Genomic DNA, 23,538 nt, shown 5'->3' on the forward strand with positions numbered 1-23,538 from the left:
ACACCTCGGGCGCTTTTGTTCTTTTAAGTCGCTTGGCACTGCCGCGCTTTGTGGGAGCGGCGTGCCGGGTATTCATGTTGCTGGCCGGGAGGGTGGCGCCCGGCGTGGGAACAGTGGGTACTACTGGATGAAAAAGAAGCCCACCCGGGGAGGCAGGCTTTAAAGCGGGCGGTGCTTGGGGTCACCACCCGCCGTGGTTACTGAGGGAACCGGGGTTCCCCCTGATACTCAGTTGGTCTTGGCGCCCTGGGCGATCCAGCGACCGATCAGGTCACGCTCTTCCTGGGTCATCTGGGTGATGTTGCCCAGCGGCATGATCTGGCTGGCGACGGCCTGGGCCTGGATCTTCGGAGCGAGCATCTGGATCTGCTGCGGGGTGTCGAGCATCACGCCGCCCGGAGCCGAGGTGAACATCGGGCTGGTGGGCTTGGAGGAATGGCAGACGGTGCAGCGCTCCTGGATCACGCTGTGGACCTTGCCGAAGTCAGTGCCGGTGGCGCTGGCCTGGGCCGGGGCGGCCGGTTCGGCAGCCTGCGGCTTGCTCTCGCTGGCCGGGGCAGCGGCGCTGCTGGCGGCGGGAGCGGCCTGCTCCTGGTGAGCCGGTTCCACGGCTACGCTCGGTTCGGCGGACTTGTAGTTGGGCGCGGTGACGAACGCCAGGCAGATCATGCCCAGGGCGCCGGCCGGCAGGGTCCAGGCGAACTTGTTGCTGTCGTGGCGGGTGTTGAAGTAGTGGCGCACCAGTACCGCGAGTACTGCAATCCCGGCCAGGATCAGCCAGTTGTACTGGCTACCGTAGGTGCTCGGGAAGTGGTTGCTGATCATGATGAACAGCACCGGCAGGGTGAAGTAGTTGTTGTGGCGCGAACGCAGCAGGCCCTTGGCCGGCAGGACCGGGTCCGGGGTGCGGTTTTCTTCGATGGCCTTAACCAGTGCGCGCTGGGCCGGCATGATGATGCGGAACACGTTGCCGACCATGATGGTGCCGATCAGGGCGCCGACATGGATGTAGGAGCCACGGCCGCTGAAGACATGGGTGAAGCCCCAGGCGGCGCCGACGATCAGTACGAACAGCACCAGGCCGAGCAGTGCGGGGGTTTTGCCCAGCGGCGAGTCGCAGAGGAAGTCATAGATGAACCAGCCTGCGATCAGCGAGCCGATACCGATGGCGACCGCGGCAGCCGGAGAGATGTCCACGCCGGGGGCGATCAGGTACAGGGTCGGGTTCAGGTAGAACACCACGGTCAGCAGGGCGACGCCCGACATCCAGGTGAAATAGGCTTCCCATTTGAACCAGTGCAGGTTCTCCGGCATTTTCGGCGGGGCGAGCTTGTATTTCTCCAGGTGGTAGATACCGCCACCGTGGATGGCCCAGAGGTCACCCGACAGGCCCTCACGCGGGTTGGCGCGATTGAGGTTGTTCTCCAGCCAGACGAAATAGAAGGATGCGCCGATCCACGCGATACCGGTGATCATGTGAATCCAGCGAATGCCCAGGTTCAGCCATTCGGTCAAATGTGCTTCCACAGTTGTTACCTCTTTCCCGCCGACCGGCACGCCGATCATTGGGCTTCTCTTATTAGTGGTGGGGGTCGAGGAGCAGTTGCTCGTCCTCAGTGAAGTAATGCTCGTCGCAGTTGTTACCGGAACCACTGCGATCAACCACCAGGAAGTCATCCCGCTTTTCGATCGTCAGCACCGGGTGGTGCCAGACGCCGCGATGGTAATTAACGCCCTGCCTGCCATTGGTTAGGAAGGCACGGACCAAGCCCGGTACAGGTACATCGCCAACGGGCGCGACCACGACCAGAAAGGGGTTGCCGAGCAGCGGGATGAAGGCCTGGCTGCCCAGCGGATGTCGTTCCAGCATGCGGATGCGCACGGGCATCTCGAGGGATTCGGCGCTGAAGATGCTGATGATCGCCTTGTCGTCGGGCTGGGCGGTCTCGACCGTGGCCAGCTTGTGATAACGGCGGGTGGAGCCGTTGTTGATCATGAAGTACTCGCTGCCGTCGGTTTCGATCACATCTCCGAAGGGGGCGAAGGCTTCTTTGGTCAGGGGCTCGATCTTCAGGGTTCGCATGGCTGTTCTACTTGTTCGTTGCTGGTTCCCATCCCGCGAGGTGGGGAAGGGGCGTTGGGGAAGGTGGTATTTCCATCCTCCCCCCTGGCTCTCCGGTTCGGTGGAGAGCCGATGGACGGGCCATGGCCCGTCCGGTCTCGAATAGGGGCGGTGCGACTGCGGCTTACATCTGCTGCAGACGGAACAGCGCGATCTTGTTGATCTCGGCCAGCGCCCTGGAAAACTCGGCTTCGGGGGAGTTGTGGATCCGCTCCTCGAAGGCCGCCAGGATCTGGTGCCGATTGCTGCCTTTCACCGCCATGATGAAAGGAAACCCGAACTTGGCCTTGTAGGCGTCGTTCAGCTCGGTGAAGCGTGCGAACTCTTCAGCCGTGCATTCGTGGATACCGGCACCGGCCTGTTCGTTGGTGCTGGCTTCGGTCAGCTCGCCACGGACGGCTGCCTTGCCGGCCAGGTCCGGGTGAGCGTTGATCAGCGCCAGCTGGGCTTCACGGCTGGCACTGAGCAACAGGTCGGCCATGCGCTGGTGCAGGCCGTCGATATCGTCGATGCGCTCGTCCTGGCCCAGGTCGAAGGCCTTCTCGGCAACCCAGGGCGAGTGCTCGTAGATGTCGGCGAATGCCTCGACGAAGGCTTCGCGGGACAGGGTGGACGGAGTCAGGGTCTGGAAGCGGCTCATTTGGCTTGCTCTTTGAACGGGTGGGTGGCGTGCCAGTGGCGGGCAATGTCGACGCGACGGGCGAACCAGACTTTCTCGTGGCCTTTCACGTACTCGATGAAGCGCGCCAGGGAGGCGAGGCGAGCCGGACGGCCCAGCAGGCGGCAGTGCATGCCGATGGACAGCATTTTCGGCGCGCCGGCGGCACCTTCGGCGTAGAGCACGTCGAAGGCGTCCTTGAGGTATTCGAAGAAGTCGTCACCTTTGTTGAAGCCCTGCACCTGGGTGAAACGCATGTCGTTGGTGTCCAGGGTGTAGGGGATGACCAGGTGCGGCTTCTCGGCGGTGCTGGCCGGATCCCAGTAGGGCAGGTCGTCGTCGTAGGTGTCGGAGTCGTAGAGGAAGCCGCCTTCCTCCATTACCAGGCGACGGGTGTTCGGACCGGTACGGCCGGTGTACCAGCCCAGCGGGCGCTCGCCGGTCAGTTCGGTGAGGATGCGGATGGCTTCGAGCATGTGCTCGCGTTCCTGGGCCTCGTCCATGTACTGGTAGTCGATCCAGCGGTAGCCGTGGCTGCAGATCTCGTGGCCGGCTTCGACCATGGCGCGGATCACGTCCGGGTGGCGCTGGGCGGCCATGGCGACGGCGAAGATGGTCAGGGGGATGTCATGCTGCTTGAACAGGTTCAGCAGGCGCCAGACACCCGCGCGGCTGCCGTACTCGTAGAGGGATTCCATGCTCATGTTGCGCACGCCCTGCAGCGGCTGGGCGGCCACCATCTCGGACAGGAAGGCTTCGGATTCCTTGTCGCCATGGAGCACATTGCGCTCGCCGCCTTCTTCGTAGTTGAGGACAAAGGACAGGGCGATGCGGGACTCACCCGGCCAGTGCGGGTGGGGAGGATTGTTGCCGTAACCGATCAGGTCGCGTGGGTAGTCGGCGCTCACTGCAGTCTTCCTTCTTGTCTGTTGGGCGATCAGCGACAGCCTGGAAAGCGGTGCATGACCGTGGATGGGGTGATTGTATACAAACTGTTGTGCGTTTTGTAAATCAAATCTTTGTCTAATTCGACATTCCGCGTTCGCTCAGCGAACTTGCCCATCTGGTCAGGTCTGCATGGCAAAAGGCCCGAGGGCTGGCCGGTGCACGCAAATTCGGTTCAGGCCAGTCGTCACGCAGGCTCAGCGGGATATGGCGTGTAGATTGTGTACAATTTTTTGATTTTGTGTCTTACATTTCGTCGGTCGCATGTTATTCTGCGCTCCGTACCGGGGCTTCGACCCCACCCATACACCGATATGAACAAGCAGAGGAGGTGTGGCGTTCCTGCCTTGGCCACGCACCGGCCAGGCAGACGCCCAGCGAGCAATGGGACGTTTGACCACGCATGTACTGGATGCCGCTCACGGCTGCCCTGGCCGTGATATCAAGATCGAGCTCTATCGCGTAGAAGGCGCGGGCCTGGAGCTGGTCGCCACCGCCACCACCAACGACGACGGCCGCTGCGATGCGCCCCTGCTGCAAGGTGCCGACTACCAGAGCGGCGTTTACCAGATCCACTTCCACGCCGGCGACTACTACCGTGCTCGTGGCGTGAAGCTCGCCGAACCCGCTTTCCTCGATGTGGTCGTGCTGCGCTTCGGCATCTCCGCCGAGCAGGATCACTACCACGTGCCGCTGCTGATCTCCCCCTACAGCTATTCCACCTATCGCGGCAGCTAGTACCGACTACTCGTTACCCTCGACTCACTGGAGTCTTTTACGGCCCGTCCACACTGCGGGCCTTTTTTTCGTCCGCAGAAAAGTGCCAGGACAAGAAAGAAGTTCCGTAGGTTGGTCCGAGGAGCGAGGCCCAACACTGCCGGACAAGTCCGCTGCGTTGGGTTTCGCTTCGCTCGCGGAGCGCCGCCCGACCCGACCTGCAAAAGCCTCCCCGTCCTGTGGGGCCCCATAGGACGCGGGCCAAAAAAGAAGCCCGGCACAAGCCGGGCTGAAACGCATCACGGGGAGATGCGCAAGGGAGTTCGGAAATCGGCAATGCAAAGCCTGTGCGCCAGCCTGGGAAGCTGCGCTGATGCAGGGGGCAATGTCGGTTCAGGGAAGAGTCTAGGTGGCCTTGGTCATTTCGCTGGCCGGCGGTCGGAAATCGTTCTGGTCTGTCGCTGTCAGGCAACGGGGTGGTACTGCGTCGGGAGACGAATAAGGTGCGGAGACCAGGCAGGGACGGCGCCGCTCATCGCCAGCCCGGACCGGCTGATCGCGAAATCTGTGCGGCGCCAATGAAAAGGCCCTGGCGCAAAGCGACAGGGCCCGGTGAAGCGCTTCCAGCGATTACAGGAAGATGAACTTGGCCACGAAGATGGCGCAGAGGGCGTACAGGCTCACCGAGACTTCCTTGTACTTGCCGGTGAAGGCCTTCATGGCGACGTAGGTCACGAAGCCCAGGGCGATACCGTCGGCGACCGAGAAGGTCAGCGGCATCATGATGACGGTGACGATGGCCGGAATGGTTTCGGTGTGTTCCTTCCAGTCGATGTGAGCCATGCCGCCCATCATCAGCATCGCAACGTAGATCAGTGCACCGGCGGTGGCGTAGGCGGGGATCATGCCGGCCAGCGGGGCGAAGAACATCGCGGCGATGAACAGGATGCCCACGGTCACTGCGGTCAGGCCGGTGCGGCCGCCAGCGGCAACGCCCGCGGCACTTTCCACGTAGCTGGTGACCGGCGGTACGCCGAGCACGCCACCGAACACGCTGGAGGCGCTGTCCGCTTTCATGGCCTTGGACAGGTTCTCGATGCGACCGTCTTCCTGCACCAGGTTGGCGCGCTGGGCCACGCCCATCAGGGTGCCGGCGGTGTCGAACATGTGCACGAAGAGGAACGCGAGGATCACGCTCACCATGGTCACGTTGAACGCGCCGGTGATATCCATGGCCATGAAGGTCGGTGCCAGGCTCGGGGGCATGGAGAACACGCCGCCGAATTTGACGATGCCCAGGCCGACACCGATCAGGGTCACGGTGAGGATGCTGATCAGGATGCCGCCGAAGATGCGGCGGTACTCCAGTACCGCGATCATCAGGAAGCAGATGGCGGCCAGCAGCGGGCCGGGGGAGGTCAGGTCACCGATGTGCACCAGGGTGGCCGGGTGGGCAACCACGATGCCGGCGGTCTTCAGTCCGATCAGTCCGAGGAACAGGCCTACACCCGCACCCATGGCGAAGCGCAGACTGCTCGGGATGCTGTTGAGCAGCCACTCACGGATGCGCGAGAAGGTGAGGATCATGAACAGCACGCCGGAGAGGAACACCGCGCCGAGCGCGATCTGCCAGCTGTAGCCCATGGTGTTGACCACGGTGTAGGTGAAGAAGGCGTTCAGGCCCATGCCCGGGGCGAGGCCCACCGGCCAGTTGGCGTAGAGGCCCATGAGAAGGCAGCCGAAGGCTGCGGCAAGGCAGGTTGCAACGAAGGCCGCGCCATGATCGATCCCGGCATCTGCCATGATGTTCGGGTTGACGAAAATGATGTAGGCCATGGTGATGAAGGTGGTCAGGCCTGCAGCCAGTTCAGTTTTCACGGTGGTGCCGTGCAGGCTGAGCTTGAAGAGACGTTCAAGCAGGCCCCTGGTGGGTGGTGTAGCGACGTACGTTCCTTGTTCTTGTTGTTTGATGCTTTCCACAGCGTGGTACTCCTCATCTCTTTTGTTTTGTTCACCCAGAGCCTGGAGCTGGCTCCGGACTGACTGAGGCGGATGGCGTGAGTGGTGCACTTGCCTGAATACTTGACCGCGGAGTCAGGAAGTCACGGCGCGATTATGCCTTTGTATACAAAAAAAACAAATAATGTTTTCAATGTTCGAAAAAACGAACCAATCAACAAAAGCTGACCTTGAGGTTAGTTTTTGCTGCGACAATTTGCAGCCTAACGAATTGACGAAATCTTTAAAAAACAATGGCTTACTAAATTAGGTCAGAAGAGGTGCGGTTTGGGGAGAGGAGTGCGAAAGCACCAAATGGCACTGCGCCAGCCGTGCTTATGACAAAAAAATGTAGGGGATCAGCAGGTTCATCGCTTCAAACCTCGTTCGAAGAGAGTTGGTTGGAACCTGCTGGAAAAACCTGTGCAATCGGTCAGGAATTGGGTTGGAGCTGCTGCGAAACTGTTCAAGGAAGGATGATTGTGTACAATATCACTCGCTTTTTCCCTGATTTCCTTCGCTGACCGACCTGTTCAGCCCGACGGAAAGGGGCAAAAAGGGCCCTGGAAGACTGCCGAACCCCTTTTACGCGAGCACCCATGAACGAACAGTTGCAGCCACTCAAGAAGCAGTCGCGCACTGCCAAAAGCACCCGCAGCGGCACTCAGGACGACGTCGTCTACGCGCATATTTTCGATGCCATTCTCGAACAGCGCCTCGCTCCCGGAACCAAGCTGAGCGAAGAGGCCCTGGGTGAGATTTTCGGCGTCAGCCGCACCATCATCCGACGCGCCCTGTCGCGCCTTGCCCATGAAGGCGTGGTGCTGTTGCGACCCAATCGTGGCGCCGTGGTGGCCAGCCCCAGTGTCGAGGAAGCCCGGCAGATCTTCTATGCGCGCCGATTGGTGGAGCGCGCCATCACCGAGCTGGCGGTAGAGCACGCCACCGCCGAACAGCTGCAGGAACTGCGGCAGATGGTTCTTGAGGAGCAGGCCTGCTTTTCCCGTGGCGACCGTGGCGCCGGCATCCGTCTTTCCGGCGAGTTCCACCTGAAGCTGGCCGAGGCGGCGAAGAACGCGCCGCTGGTGAGCTTCCAGCGCAGCCTGGTGTCGCAGACTTCCCTGATCATTGCCCAGTACGAGAGCGGCAGCCGCTCCCACTGTTCCTTCGATGAGCACAATCGCCTGATCGACGCCATCGAATCCCGTGACGCCGAGCGCGCGGTGATGCTGATGATGCATCACATGGATCACATCGACGACAAGCTGAACCTGGACGAAGGCGGCGCCTCGGACGACCTGCACGCGGTGTTCTCGCACCTGCTGCAGACCAAGAAGAAGCCCGGACGTACAACGCCGCGTAGCGCCTGATTCAGACCCGACAAATGGCCCCGCGAAAGCGGGGCTATTTATTTGAGCGGCAAATCGGGAATCTACAGGGGAAACACAGGTTGACGCGGAGCGAGGCGAACGGGCTACGGAGCTTCTTTTGGGGCGCGTTGCCAGTGGGAGCGAATTCATTCGCGAAATGGCCAGGCACCGAGTCTGCCTGATATTGCCCTCTACCCAGCAAGGATGAATTCCGTTACGTGCTGAAACAAGAAGCCCCGCCGAAGCGGGGCTCTTCTGTTTGCGCGGTCGATCAGTCGCGCTTGTGCACGCTGCGACCGGCAGCGAAGGTTTCCTTCACGGTACGGTCGTCGCCGAGGATGGTCAGGGCGAACAGGCGTTCCGCAAGGCTCCTGGCCTGTTGCATGCGGTAGTCCAGCAGCGGGGTGGCCTTGTAGTCCAGGACCACGAAATCCGCATCCTTGCCGGCCTGGAAGTTGCCGATCTTGTCGTCCAGGTAGAGCGCGCGGGCGCCACCCAGGGTTGCCAGGTACAGCGATTTGAAGGGGTCGAGCTTCTTGCCCTGCAGTTGCATCACCTTGTACGCCTCGTTCAGCGACTGCAGTTGCGAGAAGCTGGTGCCGGCGCCCACGTCGGTGCCCAGGCCCACGCGCACACCGTGCTCTTCCAGCTTCTGCAAGTCGAACAGGCCGCTGCCCAGGAACAGGTTGGAGGTGGGGCAGAAGGCTACCGCCGAACCGGTTTCCGCCAGGCGCTTGCACTCGTCGTCGCACAGGTGCACACCGTGGGCGAATACCGAGCGCTGGCCGATCAGCTTGTAGTGGTCATAAACGTCCAGGTAGCCCTTGCGCTCCGGGAACAGCTCTTTCACCCATTCGATCTCCTTGCGGTTCTCGGACAGGTGGGTGTGCATGTACAGGCCCGGGTACTCGGCATACAGCTTGCCTGCCAGCTCCAGTTGCTCCGGAGTGCTGGTGGGGGCGAAGCGTGGCGTCACCGCGTAGTGCAGGCGGCCCTTGCCGTGCCAGCGCTCGATCAGCTCCTTGCTGTCCGCGTAGCCGGACTCGGGGCAATCGGTCAGGTAGTCCGGGGCATTGCGGTCCATCAGTACCTTGCCGGCGATCATCCGCAGGTCCAGTGCCTGGGCGGCTTCGAAGAAAGCATCCACCGATTCCTTGTGCACGGTGCCGAACACCAGGGCGGTGGTGGTGCCGTTGCGCAGCAGTTCCTTGATGAAGATGCCTGCGACGTCCGCGGCGTGGGCCTTGTCGGCGAACTGCTTCTCGGTGGGGAAGGTGTAGGTGTTCAGCCAGTCCAGCAGCTGCTCGCCGTAGGAGGCGATCATGCCGGTCTGCGGGAAGTGGATGTGGGTGTCGATGAAACCGGGGGTGATCAGGGCATCGCGATACTCATGCACCTCGACGCCGGCCTCCAGGCCCGGCAGCAGGGCTCCGGCTTCGCCCAGGGCCTTGATGCGACCGTCTTCCACCACCAGCAGGCCGTCCTCGAAATACTGATAGGACTGCTCGACGCCCACCTGGGCGGGGTCGGCGATGCTGTGCAGGATGGCGGAGCGGTAGGCGGTTACGTGGCTGGTCATGTCAGTCTCGTTCGTTGGCGTTGCGATTCTTGCGTCCTTGCCGAGGGAGGGGCCGGAGTGGGGAGCTCCCTGTCACGCGGCTCTCCCCACCCGGCACTTACGCGTCGCCTTCCCCGTGGGGGAAGGAATGATTCAGGCCTGTTCGCGGCGCGAGGAAGGAATCAGCCTGGCGATGGTTTCGCCCTTCTTCACTTCCTGGCCGAAGTTGGCGTTGTAGGTAGCGACCACTTCACCGGCGATGGAAATGGCAATCTCTACCGGCAGCTTGCCCTTGACCTCCTGGATGCCCATCGGGCAGCGCATGCGTTGCACGGTTTCGCTTGCGAAGCCGCGTTCGCGCAGGCGGTGCTCGAACTTGACCCGTTTGGTCTTCGAGCCGATCAGGCCGAAGTAGGCGAAGTCGTTGCGCTTGAGGATCTCGGCGGTGAGTTCCAGGTCCAGCTGGTGGTTGTGGGTCATGACGATGAAGTAGCTGCCCTTGGGCATATCCGCGATTTCGTCGATCACGTCCTCGTTGACCACCTTTTCCACGCCGGAGGGAATCTGTTCGGGGAATTCGTTTTCCCGCGAGTCGATCCAGCGCACCTTGCACGGCAGGCTGGCGAGCAGCGGAATCAGGGCCCGGCCGACGTGGCCGGCGCCGAACACGGCGATATGCGCTTGTGGCTGGCCCATGGGTTCGAACAGCAATACGGTCGCGCCGCCGCAGCACTGGCCGAGGCTGGCGCCCAGGCTGAAGCGCTCCAGGCGGGTGTCCTGGCTGCGACTTTCGAGCATCTCGCGGGCGATCTCCATCGCCTTGAACTCGAGATGACCGCCACCGATGGTTTCGAAGATGCGATCGGCGGTGACGACCATCTTCGAACCCGCGTTGCGCGGCGTGGAGCCGCGCTCCTCGATGATGGTCACCAGCACGCAGGGTTCGCCGCGTTGCTGCAGGTCGGCGAGGGCGCTGATCCAGCTCATTTGCTCAATCTCCAGCTACGCAGTGGCCTGGTGGTTCGCGATAGCCGCCAGTCGTCTTTGGGACGGACCGGGGCTGGCAGTGTTTCCAGCAGCACGGCGTCGTTGCCTTGCTGCGTCGTCTTCGATCGATCGGTGGATGTTGTCATTGTTCTGCACCGTTTTTTCTATGTAGGAGCCAGCTTGCTGGCGAATCGCGTGTCGTTGGAGGCAACGCTTTCGCCAGCAAGCTGGCTCCTACCGGGTCATGCCGGCTCGGTCTCCGCTGGGGTGGAGGCCTTGGCCGGCCGTTGCAGCTTCTTCATCTGCTCGACGCCCCAGAGCACGCGTTCCGGGGTGGCCGGCGCGTCGATCTGTGGCTGTGCCTTGTAGTCAGCCAGGCTCGCCACGGCGTCCTTGATGGCACACCAGGCGGCGATGCCGAGCATGAAGGGCGGCTCGCCCACGGCCTTGGAGTGGAACACCGTCTGCTCGGGGTTCTTGCGGTTCTCCACCAGCTTCACCCGCAGGTCGATGGGCATGTCGGCGATGGCCGGGATCTTGTAGCTGGCCGGGCCGTTGGTCATCAGCTTGCCCTTGGCATTCCACACCAGTTCCTCGGTGGTCAGCCAGCCCATGCCCTGGACGAAGGCACCCTCGACCTGGCCGATGTCGATGGCCGGATTCAGCGAGGCGCCCACGTCATGCAGGATGTCGGTACGCAGCATCTTGTACTCGCCGGTCAGGGTGTCGACCAGCACTTCGCAGCAGGCGATGCCATAGGCGAAGTAGTAGAAGGGGCGGCCGGCGGCCTTGTCGCGGTCGTAGTAGATCTTCGGCGTGCGATAGAAGCCGGTGCTGGAAAGCGAGATCTGGTTGAAGTAGGCCAGCTGGATCATTTCCTCGAAGGAGAGGAAGTGGTCGCGCACGCGTACCTGGTCGTTCTTGAACTGCACGTCCTCGGCGGTCACCTTGAAGTGATTGGCAAGGAACTCAACCAGGCGGCCCTTGATGGTTTCGGCAGCGTTCTGCGCGGCCTTGCCGTTCAGATCGGCGCCGCTGGAGGCAGCGGTCGGCGAGGTGTTGGGCACCTTGTCGGTGTTGGTGGCGGTGATCTGGATGCGCGAGATGTCCACCTGGAAGACTTCGGCCACCACCTGGGCGACCTTGGTGTTCAGGCCCTGGCCCATCTCGGTGCCGCCGTGGTTCAGGTGGATGCTGCCGTCGGTGTAGATGTGCACCAGCGCGCCAGCCTGGTTGAGGAAGGTGGCGGTGAAGCTGATGCCGAATTTCACCGGCGTCATTGCCAGGCCTTTCTTCAGTACCGGGCTCTTGGCGTTGAATTCGCGGATTTCCTCGCGGCGCCTGGCGTATTCGGCGCTTTCTTCCAGTTCCGCAGTCATCTCGGCGAGCATGTTGTGCTCGACGGTCTGGTAGTAGTGGGTGACGTTGCGCTCGTCCTTGCCGTAGTAGTTCAGCTTGCGGACTTCCAGCGGGTCCTTGCCCAGGTGGCGCGCGATGGCGTCCATGATCTCTTCGATTGCGACCATCCCCTGCGGGCCGCCGAAACCGCGGTAGGCAGTGTTCGACGCGGTGTTGGTCTTGCAGCGGTGACCATTGATGGTGGCGTTTTCGAGGAAGTAGGCGTTGTCCGAGTGGAACATCGCGCGGTCGACGATGGAGCCGGAGAGGTCGGGCGAGTAGCCGCAGTTGCCCGCCAGTTCCAGTTCGATGCCGGTGAGCAGGCCGTTGTCGTCGAAGCCCACGTCGTACTCGACATAGAAGGGGTGACGCTTGCCGGTGATGGTCATGTCTTCCATGCGCGGCAGGCGCATCTTGGTCGGACGCCGGGTCAGGTGCGCGATCACCGCGCACAGGCAGGCCGGGCCGGCCGCCTGGGTTTCCTTGCCGCCGAAACCGCCACCCATGCGGCGCATGTCGATGACGATCTTGTTCATCGGCACGCCCAGTACCTCGGCCACCAGTTTCTGCACTTCGGTGGCGTTCTGGGTGGAGGTGTAGACGATCATGCCGCCGTCTTCGGTGGGCATGACGGAGGAAATCTGGGTCTCCAGGTAGAAGTGTTCCTGGCCGCCGATGTGCAGGGTGCCCTGGATGCGGTTCTTCGAGTTGGCCAGCGCGGCGCTGGAGTCGCCACGCTTGTGCTGGTGGCTGTCCAGTACGAAGTGCTTCTTGCGCAGCGCATCCACCACGTCCAGCACGGGCTCCAGGTCCTCGTATTCGACGATGGCGGCCATGGCGGCCTTGCGAGCGGTTTCCAGGCTGTCGGCGCCCACGGCCAGGACCACCTGGCCGACGTACTCGACCTTGCCGTCTGCCAGCAGCGGGTCGCCGGCGACCACCGGACCGATGTCCAGCTGGCCGGGCACGTCCTTGGCGGTGATGGCGATGGCCACGCCCGGGAACTGGTAGCAGGGCGTGGTATCGATGCGGGTGATGCGCGCATGGGCGCGGTCGCTCATGCGGGCATAGACGTGCAACTGGTTGGGGAACTCCAGGCGGTCGTCAACGTACACGGCTTCGCCGGTCACGTGCTTGGGCGCGCTCTCGTGCTTGACGCTCTTGCCGACGCCGGTGGTGATGTCGGCACGGAACAGTTCCGCCAGCTCTTCCTGGGTCTTGAAATGGTGCTTGTTAGACATAGGCGGTCACCCGGGTTTCGACTTCTGGGGATTGCAGCTCGAGGAAGAACTTGCGCAACAGGTTCTGGGCGGTCAGCAGGCGATATTCCTTGCTGGCGCGGAAATCCGAGAGCGGGGTGAAGTCCTTGGCCAGTGCCTCGCAGGCGCGCTCGACGGTGCCCGGATACCAGGCGGCGCCGATCAGGGCCTGTTCGCATGCGCTGGCGCGCTTGGGAATCCCGGCCATGCCGCCGAACGCGACGCGGGCCTTGCGCACCTGGCCGTTCTCGATCACCAGGTTGAACGCGGCGCAGACGGCGGAAATGTCGTCGTCCAGGCGCTTGGAGACCTTGTAGGCGCGGAAGGTCTGGTTCTTGCGGGCGCGCGGCACACGCACCTTCTCGATGAACTCGGACTCCTGGCGGGCAGTGACCTTGTAGTCGAGGAAGTATTCGTCCAGCGGCAGGATGCGGGTCTGGTTGCCCTTGCGCAGGACGATCTCGGCGCCGAGGGCGATCAGCAGCGGCGGGGCGTCGCCGATGGGCGAGGCATTGCCGATGTTGCCGCCCAGGGTGCCCTGGTTGCGGATCTGCAGGGAGGCGAAGCGGTGCAGAAGCTCGCCGAAGTCCGGGTATTCGCGGGACAGGGTCTCGTAGCAGTCGGACAGCGGAGTGGCAGCGCCGATTTCGATGTAGTCGCCGTTCTGCTCGATGCGCTTCATGTCCTCGATGTGGCCGACATAGATCATCACCGGCAGTTCGCGATGGAACTGAGTGACTTCCAGGGCCAGGTCGGTGCCGCCGGCCAGCAGGCGGGCCTGCGGGTTGGACACGTAGAAGTCGGCCAGGTCGGCGATGGTCAGCGGAACCAGGCAGCGCTTGTCGCCGCTGTTCAGCTCGGCGGTCTCACGCGGGGCGATGGCTTTCAGCTGGGCGACGGTCTGGGCTTCGGCGGCGTCGAACTGGTCGGGCTGCTTCTGGCAGCAGGCCTGCTCGGCGGCGTCGATGATCGGGCGGTAGCCGGTGCAGCGGCACAGGTTGCCGGCCAGGGCCTCCATGGTCTGGGCCTTGTCGTAGCCGTTGCTGTTCTTCTGCAGGGCGAACAGCGACATGACGAAGCCGGGGGTGCAGAAGCCGCACTGGGAACCGTGGCAATCCACCATCGCCTGCTGCACGGAATGCAGTTGGCCCTGGTGCTTGAGGTCTTCCACGGTGATCAGTTGCTTGCCGTGCAGCGACGACACGAAGGTCAGGCAGGAGTTTAGGGTGCGGTAGCGGATGCGGTCGCCGTCCAGCTCGCCGACGACCACGGTGCAGGCACCGCAATCGCCCGAGGCGCAGCCTTCTTTGGTACCGGGTTTGCCGACATGCTCACGCAGGTAGTTGAGCACCGTGACATTGGGATCGAGGGCTTGCTCGGTGCGCAGCTCCCGATTGAGTAAAAACTGGATCAAGGACGACCTCCAGGCACTTTATTGTTTTTACGAGGGCTCGTATGGGGGCAAATTTAGAAGGGTCTGACTTGTGGGTCAACAAATATTTGACTCAAAAGTCAGGAATTCTTCCTGCCATTTGGTTATTAGCCGCCGCGACCGCTCTGTCTCAGGGGTCGAACGCAATTCGTGCCACCTGTCCATAAGTGTAGGAAAGGACAGGCCGGGTGCTCCGGGGCTGCCGTTGGTGTTCTTTGCCTTGTGATAAACTCCGCCGCCTGTTCGCGTCCTGCGGCAGAGTCGGAAATTTCCCCTTTTTGCTCTTGCACCCACTGCCCGTACCCGTAGTACTGTCAGCGCCGGAGCTTTGCCGCGGGAATGCTCCGGCGCAGTGCACAATGTTCCCCAGTTCGAAGGAAAACCATGACGTTCAAGGCACCGGACAGCCTCTCCGAGCAGATTGCCCAGCACCTTGCCGAGCGCATCATTCGCGGCGAGTTGAAAGAGCGTGAGCGCATCCAGGAACAGAAAGTCACCCAGGCCATGAATGTCAGTCGCGGGTCGGTACGCGAAGCGCTGCTGATCCTCGAGCGACGCCACCTGATCACCATCCTGCCGCGTCGCGGCGCCCAGGTATCGGAGCTGACGCAGCAGCACGTGCGCAGCCTCTATACGCTGGTGATGGAGCTATACATCCTGCTCGGCTACGCCGTTGCCGAGCATTGGCGCAGCGAGGAGGACCTCGCGCCCTTCCGCGCCATCCAGCAGCGCCTGGCCGAAGCGCGCCAGCGGGAAGACATCCTCGCCTTCGTCGAGGCCAGCTTCGCCATCATGCAGACGGCCTATCCCTTCGCCGACAACCCCTACCTGCAACAGACCCTGGACAACCTGCAGCCGGCCATTGCCCGCACCTACTACATCGCCCTGGAACGCCGCCGGAGCCAGATGGGCCAGTTCGGCGCGGTGTTCGACGAACTGCTGCTGGCGGTGATCGCCCGCGATCGGGCGAGGATCCGCGAAGTGCTGCTGGGCTACGGCAAACAGAACTGCGATCTGGTGCTCGCGGCGCTGGCCGAGCGATGAGCGGAGCGCATCGATGCGGCTGAAATGCATCAAGCTGGCTGGCTTCAAGTCCTTCGTGGACCCGACGACCGTCAGCTTCCCCAGCAACATGGCGGCCGTGGTCGGCCCCAATGGCTGCGGCAAGTCGAACATCATCGACGCCGTTCGCTGGGTAATGGGCGAGAGTTCGGCGAAGAACCTCCGCGGCGAGTCGATGACCGACGTCATCTTCAACGGCTCCAATACCCGCAAGCCGGTGGCCCAGGCCAGCATCGAGCTGATCTTCGACAACTCCGACAACAGCCTGGTGGGCGAATACGCCGCCTTCGCCGAGATTTCCATTCGCCGCCGTGTCAGCCGCGACGGCCAGAACACCTATTTCCTCAACGGCACCAAGTGCCGGCGCCGTGACATTACCGACATCTTCCTCGGCACCGGCCTGGGCCCACGCAGCTACTCGATCATCGAGCAGGGGATGATCTCCAAGCTGATCGAGGCCAAGCCCGAGGACCTGCGCAACTTCATCGAGGAAGCTGCCGGCATCTCCAAGTACAAGGAGCGCCGCCGCGAGACCGAGAACCGCATTCGCCGCACCCAGGAAAACCTGGCGCGCCTGACCGACCTGCGCGAGGAACTGGAGCGCCAGCTGGAACGCCTGCACCGCCAGGCCCAGTCCGCCGAGAAGTACCAGGAGTACAAGGCCGAGGAGCGCCAGCTCAAGGCCCAGCTTGCCGCCCTGAAGTGGCGAGACCTGAACGACCAGGTCGGCCAGCGCGAGGCGGTGATCGGCAACCAGGAAGTCGGCTTCGAGGCCCTGGTGGCCGAGCAGCGCAACGCCGACGCCAGCATCGAGCGCCTGCGCGACGGGCACCACGAACTGTCCGAACGCTTCAACCAGGTACAGGGCCGTTTCTACTCCGTGGGCGGCGATATCGCCCGCGTGGAGCAGAGCATCCAGCACGGCCAGCAGCGTCTGCGCCAGTTGCAGGACGACCTGCGCGAGGCCGAGCGTTCCCGCCAGGAAACCGAATCCCACCTGGGCCACGACCGCACCCTGCTCGCCAGCCTGAGCGAAGAGCTGGAGATGCTCGGCCCCGAACAGGAAATGAGCGCCGCCGCCGCCGAAGAGGCCGCTGCCCAGCTGGAGGAAGCGGAAACCGGCATGCATGCCTGGCAGGAACAGTGGGATGGCTTCAACCAGCGCAGCGCCGAGCCGCGCCGCCAGGCCGAAGTGCAGCAGTCGCGCATCCAGCAGCTGGACCAGAGCCTGGAGCGCCTGCAGGAGCGCCAGCGCCGCCTCAACGACGAGCGTGCCCAACTGGCGGCGGACCCGGAAGATGCCGCGATCCAGGACATGCTCGAAGAACTGGCCGTCGGCGACATGCGCCTGGAAGAACGCCAGGCCGCCGAACAGGGCCTGGCGGAGCGCCTGGACCAATTACGTGAAGAGCTGCAGCAGGCCAGCCAGGCCCAACAGCAGGCTCAGGGCGAACTGCAACGCCTGAATGGGCGCATCGCCTCGCTGGAAGCATTGCAGCAGGCCGCGCTGAACCCCGGCAAGGGCGCCGCCGAATGGCTGCAGGAGCACAATCTCGCCGAGCGCCCCCGGCTGGCCGAAGGCCTGCGGGTGGAGCAGGGCTGGGAGCTGGCGGTGGAAACCGTGCTCGGTGCCGACCTGCAGGCCGTGTTGCTGGATGATTTCAACGGCCTCGACCTGTCCGGTTTCAGCCAGGGCGAGTTGCGCCTGGCCAGTGCCGGCAAGGGCGCGGCGCGGGTGCCGGGCAGCCTGCTGGACAAGGTCGAGGCGCCGGTGGACCTGGCGCCCTGGCTGGCCAGGGTCCAGCCGGTGGAAAGCCTGGACCAGGCCCTGGCCCGCCGCGGCAGCCTGGGCGAAGGCGAAAGCCTGATCAGCCGGGATGGCTACTGGGTAGGGCGCAATTTCCTCCGGGTACGCCGTGCCAGCGAGGCGGAAAGCGGTCTGCTGGCCCGTGGCCAGGAACTGGAGCGCCTGCACGCCGAGCGCGAAGAACGCGAAGCCGCGCTGGAGCATCTGGAAGAACGCCTGCAGCGGTTGCGCGACGACCAGCGCCAGCAGGAAGAATCCCGTGAGCAGCAGCGTCGCCTGTTGCAGGACGAGTCCCGTGCCCTGGGCGAGCTCAAGGCGCGCCTGTCCGCCCAGCAGGCGAAGGTGGAACAGCTGGCTCTGCGCCGCCGCCGCCTGGAGGAAGAACTGCGCGAGCTGGACGAGCAGCGCGCTCTGGAGCACGAGCAGCTGGGCGAGGCCCGCCTGACCCTGCAGGACGCCCTCGACGCCATGGCCAGCGATACCGAGCAGCGCGAAAAGCTGCTTGCCGAGCGCGACAGCCTGCGCGAGCGCCTCGACCGGATTCGCCAGGAAGCCCGCCAGCACAAGGACCACGCCCACCAGTTGGCGGTTCGTGTCGGCTCCCTGACGGCGCAGCACGATTCCACCCGCCAGGCCCTGGAGCGCCTGACCCTGCAGTTCGAGCGCCTGAACGAGCGCCGCGAGCAGCTCAGCCTGAACCTGGAAGAGGGCGCCGCACCGCTGGAAGAGCTGCGCCTGAAACTGGAGGAGCTGTTGGAGAAGCGCCTTGGCGTGGAGGAAGAGCTCAAGCAGGCGCGGCTGGCCCTGGAAGATGCCGACCGCGAACTGCGCGACGCGGAAAAGCGCCGGACCCAGGCCGAGCAGCAGGCACAACTGCTGCGTGGCCAGCTGGAGCAGCAACGGCTGGAATGGCAGGCCCTGACGGTCCGCCGCAAGACCCTGCAGGACCAGCTCCACGAAGACGGCTACGACCTGCACGGCGTGCTCGCCACCCTGCCCGGAGAGGCCAGCGAAAGCGCCTGGGACGAAGAGCTCGAACGCCTGGCCGCACGCATCCAGCGCCTCGGCCCGATCAACCTCGCGGCCATCGACGAATACCAGCAGCAATCCGAGCGCAAACGCTACCTGGACGCGCAGAACGACGACCTGGTGGAAGCCCTGGAAACGCTGGAAAACGTCATCCGCAAGATCGACAAGGAAACCCGCAACCGTTTCAAGGAAACCTTCGACCAGATCAATGCCGGTCTCCAGGCGCTGTTCCCGAAAGTCTTCGGCGGCGGCCACGCCTATCTGGAACTGACTGGCGAAGACCTGCTGGACACCGGCGTGGCCATCATGGCGCGGCCGCCGGGCAAGAAGAACAGCACCATCCACCTGTTGTCCGGCGGCGAAAAGGCGCTTACCGCGCTCGCCCTGGTATTCGCCATCTTCCAGCTCAATCCGGCGCCGTTCTGCATGCTGGATGAGGTGGATGCGCCGCTGGACGACGCGAACGTCGGTCGTTATGCGCGGCTGGTGAAGGAAATGTCCGAGAAGGTGCAGTTCATCTATATCACCCACAACAAGATCGCCATGGAAATGGCCGACCAGTTGATGGGTGTGACCATGCACGAGCCTGGCTGCTCGCGTCTGGTGGCGGTGGATGTGGAGGAGGCGATGTCGATGGTCGAGGCCTAGTGGCCGGCCGCTTTTGAACCCTGGAAAGCTCCAGGGATCAAATTCGCGTTGGCATTGGAGTAAGCCTCCATCAGAGGTTTCTCTGCTGGGCTGGTCGTGCTAGCTTTATGCCCAATTTTGTCGCACGTGGAAAACGCCATTCAGAACATGGAGTTGGGCGCCACGTTTCAGGGGACGGGATGTCCTTTCTTCACCATTGTCTGTTCGTATTTTTTCACTAGGGGACACAGGACTAAATGGATATCGGTCTGCGCGAGTGGCTGATTGTCATTGGCATCATCGTAATCGCCGGCATTCTGTTCGATGGCTGGCGCCGCATGAGTGGCGGCAAGGGGAAACTCAAGTTCAAGCTGGATCGCAGCTTCTCCAATGCGCCGGATGACGATGAAGATCCGAACCTGCTCGGCCCGGCGCGGGTCAAGGAGCGCCCGCACCAGGAACCATCCTTGGACGAGGATGACCTGCCATCGCTCAGCGCCCGTGAATCCGGCAAGCGCCGTGGCGAACCGCAGCAGGGCGACCTGAACCTTGACGAGCCGGTGCCGACCCTGCTCAACCCGGTCGATGAAGGCAAGAAGAACGGCAAGGTCCATCCGCAGGCACAAGCCCAGGAAATCCCGGTCGAGGAAGTCCTGGTGATCAACGTCGTCGCCCGCGATGAAGGCGGTTTCAAGGGTCCGGCCCTGCTGCAGAACATCCTGGAAAGCGGCCTGCGCTTCGGCGCCATGGACATCTTCCATCGCCACGAAAGCATGGCGGGCAATGGCGAGGTGCTGTTCTCCATGGCCAACGGTGTCAAGCCCGGCACCTTCGACCTGGACGATATCGACCACTTCAGCACCCGTGCCGTGAGCTTCTTCCTCGGCCTCCCGGGCCCGCGTCATCCGAAGCAGGCTTTCGATGTGATGGTCGCCGCTGCCCGCAAGCTGTCCCAGGAACTGAACGGCGAGCTGAAGGATGACCAGCGCAGCGTGATGACTGCTCAGACCATCGAGCATTACCGCCAGCGCATCGTCGAATTCGAGCGCAAGCACATGACCCAGAAGCGCTGATCCGGCGCCCAGTCAACGAAAGAGCAGCCCCGGCTGCTCTTTTTGTTTCAAGAGAACGAGCCTGAACCATGACCGATGCCCAAACCGCTGCCGAACGCATTCTCGCCCTGCGTGCCGAGCTGGATGCGCACAACTATCGCTACTACGTGCTGGACGAGCCCAGCGTGCCCGATGCCGAGTACGACCGCCTGTTCCGCGAACTGCAGGCCCTGGAAGCCGAACACCCGGAGCTGGTGACCCCGGAATCGCCGACCCAGCGAGTCAGCGGCGCGGCCCTGGCGGCGTTCGGCGAGGTGCGCCATGAAGTCCCCATGCTCAGCCTGGGCAACGCCTTCGAAGAACAGGACCTGCATGACTTCGATCGCCGCGTGCGCGAGGGCCTGGGCGATCTGCTGCCCGGTGGCGACCTGTTCGGCGATGGCCCGGAAGTGGAATACACCTGCGAGCCCAAGCTGGATGGCCTGGCGGTGAGCCTGCTGTACGAGAATGGTGTGCTGGTGCGCGGTGCCACCCGCGGCGACGGCACCACGGGCGAGGACATCACCAGCAACGTGCGCACCATCCGCAACGTGCCGCTGAAGCTGCAGGGCGAAGGCTGGCCGGCCGTGCTGGAAGTGCGTGGCGAGGTGTTCATGTCCAAGGCCGGCTTCGATGCCCTTAACGCGCGCAACCTGGAACTGGGCGCCAAGACCTTCGCCAACCCGCGCAATGCCGCTGCAGGCAGCCTGCGCCAGCTGGACGCGAAGATCACCGCCAGCCGCCCGCTGGAGTTCTGCGCCTACGGTTTCGGCCGGGTGGACGGCGAGCTGCCGGACAACCAGTTCGCCATCCTCCAGGCGCTCAAGGGCTGGGGCCTGCCCATCAGCCGCGAGCTGAAGCTGGTCAAGGGCGCCCGGGGCTGCCTGGACTACTACCGCGACATCGGTGAGCGCCGCGACAGCCTCGCCTACGAAATCGATGGCGTGGTCTACAAGCTCAACAACTTGGCCTGGCAGCGCGAACTGGGTTTCCGCGCCCGTGAGCCGCGCTGGGCCATCGCCCACAAGTTTCCTGCGCGGGAAGAGCTCACCGAGCTGCTGGACGTGGAATTCCAGGTAGGGCGGACCGGCGCGGTCACTCCGGTCGCGCGCCTGAAGCCTGTCCAGGTCGCGGGCGTCACCGTGTCCAACGCCACCCTGCACAACATGGACGAGGTGGCGCGCCTGGACCTGCGGATCGGTGACACCGTGATCATCCGCCGTGCTGGCGACGTGATTCCACAAGTGATGCAGGTGGTGCTGGAGCGCCGCCCGGCCGATGCGCGTCCGGTGCACATTCCCGAGCAATGCCCGGTCTGTGGCTCGGCCGTGGAACGCACCCAGCTGATCAAGCGCGGAAAGGGCAAGGAAACCACCACCGAAGGCGCCATCTACCGCTGTGTCGGGCGTCTGGCCTGCGGCGCTCAGTTGAAGCAGGCGATCATCCACTTCGCCTCCCGTCGCGCGCTGGATATCGAAGGCCTGGGCGACAAGATCGTCGAGCAACTGGTGGATACCGGTCTGGTGGCCTCGCCGGCCGATCTCTTCACCCTCAAGTACGAGCAGGTGGTGGAACTGGAAGGCTTCGCCGACCTGTCCACGCGCAACCTGCTGGGCGCTATCGCCGACAGCCGCAAGCCGACGCTGGCGCGTTTCATCTATGCCCTGGGCATTCCCGACGTGGGCGAGGAAACCGCCAAGCTGCTGGCCCGTGCCCTGGGCTCCCTGGAGCGTATCCAGCAGGCCCTGCCGGACGTGCTCACCTACCTGCCGGACGTGGGCCTGGAAGTGGCCCACGAAATCCACGCCTTCTTCGCCGATGCGCACAACCAGAAGGTGATCGGCGAGCTCCTGGCGCGCGGCGTCGAGTTGCAGGAGGAGGGCGACCTGAGCCCCGAGTTCGCCGCCTGCGCGACCTTCGCCGGCTTCATCGACAAGCTCAATGTTTCCGGCATCGCTGCCACCGGCGCGAAGAACCTGGCGGAGCGGGCCGGCAACCTGGACGGCCTGATCGCCCTCAGTCGCGACTGGTTGGACCTGAGCACCATGAAGGGCCTGAACGAGAAGGCCAAGCAGGCCCTGCGCGAATTCTTCGCGGTGGAAGCCAACGTCCAGCGCGCCCAGGCCATCGAAGCCCAGCTGCGCGCGTTCGGGATGCACTGGGAAAGCGAGAAGAAGGCCGTGGAGGGCCTGCCGCTGGCCGGGCAGACCTGGGTACTTACCGGCACCCTGGAAGTCATGAGCCGGGAGGTGGCCAAGGAGAAGCTGGAAGCCCTTGGCGCCAAGGTGGCGGGTTCGGTCTCGGCGCGCACCCACTGCGTGGTCGCTGGCCCGGGTGCGGGCTCCAAGCTGGCCAAGGCCAACGAGCTGGGTATCCGGGTGCTGGACGAGGAGCAGTTCCTCGCTGAACTGGCGCGACTGGGCTGAGGTCTGCGATGCCCTCGATCAAGTGCAACAGATTCACCGCCTGCGCGGGATAGGGCATTTGATGGGGCAGTGATTCCGGGAGTGAAGGTGCGCCCGGTCGCATTGCCGTAGACCGGGAGGATGGAAAGGGGCAGGCCTTGGGCCCGCCCCTTCTGCATTACTTGTTGACCGCGTCGGCCAGGGACTTGGCCGGAACGAACTTGACCACCTTCTTCGCGGCGATCTCGATGGTCTTGCCGGTCTGCGGGTTGCGGCCGGTCCGGGCGGGACGGTCGCCGACCTTCAGCTTGCCGATGCCCGGTAGGGTGATCTCATCACTGTTCTCCAGGGAGTCGCTGACGATTTCGCTGAGCTGCTCGAGCACGGCGCGTACGGCGGCCTTGGTGGTGTCGGTGGCTTCTGCGATGTCAGAGATCAGCTGGTCTTTGGTGAGTGCCATGGTGTTGCTCCATTTGATGAATGTCTGGCTTGTGGCCTGACCGGGCGCGCCGGCCCTGGTGAGACACGCGGTGCGTTCGGAAGTGCGGTGGACGTTGTAGCAGCGGGCCGCAACCGGTTGGGGAAGCTAGCACAAAAGCTGCGGCGAACCTGTGCAGGGGTCTGGTTTTGCGTCGATTTGACGCAACCTGTCGTCGGCTCGTTCAGCTGCACTGCCTGGGGAAGAGCAGCGTCACGCAACATCAGCGCAATCCGCGATCTCTCCAGCGAGGCTGCACAGACCACGGAGTAGGGCAGTCGGGCCAGCCAGTCCCGGTCCCGTTTGTCCAGCGGCCTGGCCTGGCGGGTGGGGCGCGCCGGGCCTGACCCGCAAGTGCTTGTAACGAAAACGGTTTTACCGGTTGTAAGTTGGCGAAGAGCCGGTACAATGGCGCGGCTCGCCGATCTGGCGAGCTGCGTGATGGTGGCCCTGCCGGTCCCCCCGCAACGATCAGCCGTGAACCCGGTCAGGCCCGGAAGGGAGCAGCCGCAGCGGTGAAATCGTGTGCCGGGGTGTGGCTGGTGGGGTCACCTCCAATTACGCGTTCCCTTGTTCCAAGGGGCGTAACCTCAAG

General features: G+C 63.5%; 15 protein-coding genes, 1 other RNA gene and 1 pseudogene. 7 read left to right on the forward strand and 10 right to left on the reverse strand.

Features of this window, described 5'->3' with window-relative positions; translation table 11 throughout:
* Nucleotides 1–228: 228 nt before the first annotated feature.
* The 4 genes from ACFW0B_RS03225 to puuE all read right to left on the reverse strand — a co-directional run bounded on the left by ACFW0B_RS03225 (nucleotide 229) and on the right by puuE (nucleotide 3,688).
* Nucleotides 229–1,527: a urate hydroxylase PuuD gene (locus ACFW0B_RS03225; protein ID WP_449146514.1), complete on the reverse strand. Its 1,299-nt coding sequence runs from the start codon at nucleotides 1,525–1,527 to the stop codon at nucleotides 229–231.
* Between the two features lie 52 nt (nucleotides 1,528–1,579).
* Nucleotides 1,580–2,083, reverse strand: coding sequence for an ureidoglycolate lyase (locus tag ACFW0B_RS03230; protein ID WP_449146515.1), 504 nt, complete (start codon nucleotides 2,081–2,083; stop codon nucleotides 1,580–1,582).
* A gap of 163 nt (nucleotides 2,084–2,246) precedes the next feature.
* Nucleotides 2,247–2,762: a 2-oxo-4-hydroxy-4-carboxy-5-ureidoimidazoline decarboxylase gene (gene uraD / locus ACFW0B_RS03235; protein WP_449146516.1), complete on the reverse strand. Its 516-nt coding sequence runs from the start codon at nucleotides 2,760–2,762 to the stop codon at nucleotides 2,247–2,249.
* Entirely contained in the window at nucleotides 2,759–3,688 is a 930-nt protein-coding gene (puuE, locus tag ACFW0B_RS03240) for an allantoinase PuuE (protein WP_449146517.1), read from the reverse strand. The genes uraD and puuE overlap by 4 nt, the downstream gene beginning before the upstream one ends.
* A gap of 421 nt (nucleotides 3,689–4,109) precedes the next feature.
* On the opposite strand from puuE, the gene uraH reads away from it, so the two are divergent.
* Nucleotides 4,110–4,463 (forward strand): hydroxyisourate hydrolase, encoded by a 354-nt coding sequence (gene uraH, locus ACFW0B_RS03245; protein ID WP_271412201.1) that lies wholly within the window; start codon nucleotides 4,110–4,112, stop codon nucleotides 4,461–4,463.
* 609 nt (nucleotides 4,464–5,072) lie between these two features.
* Here uraH and ACFW0B_RS03250 read toward each other — a convergent pair.
* On the reverse strand, nucleotides 5,073–6,422 hold the full coding sequence (locus ACFW0B_RS03250) for an NCS2 family permease (RefSeq protein WP_449146518.1): 1,350 nt from the start codon (nucleotides 6,420–6,422) through the stop codon (nucleotides 5,073–5,075).
* A 617-nt stretch (nucleotides 6,423–7,039) separates the two neighbouring features.
* Between ACFW0B_RS03250 and ACFW0B_RS03255 the strand changes: the two genes are divergently transcribed.
* The gene (locus tag ACFW0B_RS03255; RefSeq protein ID WP_449146519.1) at nucleotides 7,040–7,810 is read left to right on the forward strand and encodes a GntR family transcriptional regulator; all 771 of its coding nucleotides are present in this window, start codon (nucleotides 7,040–7,042) and stop codon (nucleotides 7,808–7,810) included.
* A 271-nt stretch (nucleotides 7,811–8,081) separates the two neighbouring features.
* Here the strand turns inward: ACFW0B_RS03255 and guaD are convergent, their stop codons facing one another.
* From guaD to xdhA, 4 genes are all read right to left on the reverse strand, one after another.
* Nucleotides 8,082–9,389: a guanine deaminase gene (gene guaD, locus ACFW0B_RS03260; protein WP_449146520.1), complete on the reverse strand. Its 1,308-nt coding sequence runs from the start codon at nucleotides 9,387–9,389 to the stop codon at nucleotides 8,082–8,084.
* A gap of 132 nt (nucleotides 9,390–9,521) precedes the next feature.
* Nucleotides 9,522–10,355, reverse strand: coding sequence for a xanthine dehydrogenase accessory protein XdhC (gene xdhC, locus ACFW0B_RS03265; RefSeq protein ID WP_449146521.1), 834 nt, complete (start codon nucleotides 10,353–10,355; stop codon nucleotides 9,522–9,524).
* Nucleotides 10,356–10,597: 242 nt separating this feature from the next.
* On the reverse strand, nucleotides 10,598–12,994 hold the full coding sequence (xdhB, locus tag ACFW0B_RS03270; protein WP_449146522.1) for a xanthine dehydrogenase molybdopterin binding subunit: 2,397 nt from the start codon (nucleotides 12,992–12,994) through the stop codon (nucleotides 10,598–10,600).
* Complete coding sequence (gene xdhA / locus ACFW0B_RS03275; protein WP_449146523.1) at nucleotides 12,987–14,426, reverse strand: xanthine dehydrogenase small subunit; 1,440 nt, start codon at nucleotides 14,424–14,426, stop codon at nucleotides 12,987–12,989. Before xdhA ends, xdhB begins: the two co-directional genes overlap by 8 nt.
* Nucleotides 14,427–14,828: 402 nt before the next feature.
* Between xdhA and ACFW0B_RS03280 the strand changes: the two genes are divergently transcribed.
* The 4 genes from ACFW0B_RS03280 to ligA all read left to right on the forward strand — a co-directional run bounded on the left by ACFW0B_RS03280 (nucleotide 14,829) and on the right by ligA (nucleotide 22,486).
* The gene (locus ACFW0B_RS03280) at nucleotides 14,829–15,488 is read left to right on the forward strand and encodes a GntR family transcriptional regulator (RefSeq protein WP_449146524.1); all 660 of its coding nucleotides are present in this window, start codon (nucleotides 14,829–14,831) and stop codon (nucleotides 15,486–15,488) included.
* A gap of 13 nt (nucleotides 15,489–15,501) precedes the next feature.
* Nucleotides 15,502–18,990, forward strand: coding sequence for a chromosome segregation protein SMC (gene smc, locus ACFW0B_RS03285; RefSeq protein ID WP_449146525.1), 3,489 nt, complete (start codon nucleotides 15,502–15,504; stop codon nucleotides 18,988–18,990).
* Between the two features lie 236 nt (nucleotides 18,991–19,226).
* Complete coding sequence (gene zipA / locus ACFW0B_RS03290; protein ID WP_449146526.1) at nucleotides 19,227–20,042, forward strand: cell division protein ZipA; 816 nt, start codon at nucleotides 19,227–19,229, stop codon at nucleotides 20,040–20,042.
* Between the two features lie 68 nt (nucleotides 20,043–20,110).
* Complete coding sequence (ligA, locus tag ACFW0B_RS03295; protein ID WP_449146527.1) at nucleotides 20,111–22,486, forward strand: NAD-dependent DNA ligase LigA; 2,376 nt, start codon at nucleotides 20,111–20,113, stop codon at nucleotides 22,484–22,486.
* Between the two features lie 157 nt (nucleotides 22,487–22,643).
* On the opposite strand, the pseudogene ACFW0B_RS03300 reads toward ligA, so the two are convergent.
* A pseudogene (locus ACFW0B_RS03300) lies at nucleotides 22,644–22,946 on the reverse strand (HU family DNA-binding protein); the annotation flags it as partial.
* Nucleotides 22,947–23,394: 448 nt separating this feature from the next.
* On the opposite strand from ACFW0B_RS03300, the gene ffs reads away from it, so the two are divergent.
* Nucleotides 23,395–23,491: signal recognition particle sRNA small type (gene ffs / locus ACFW0B_RS03305), an RNA gene on the forward strand.
* Nucleotides 23,492–23,538 lie beyond the last annotated feature (47 nt).

This window comes from Metapseudomonas phytobenefica, assembly GCF_043392685.1.
In the GTDB taxonomy this organism is placed as follows: Bacteria; Pseudomonadota; Gammaproteobacteria; order Pseudomonadales; family Pseudomonadaceae; genus Metapseudomonas.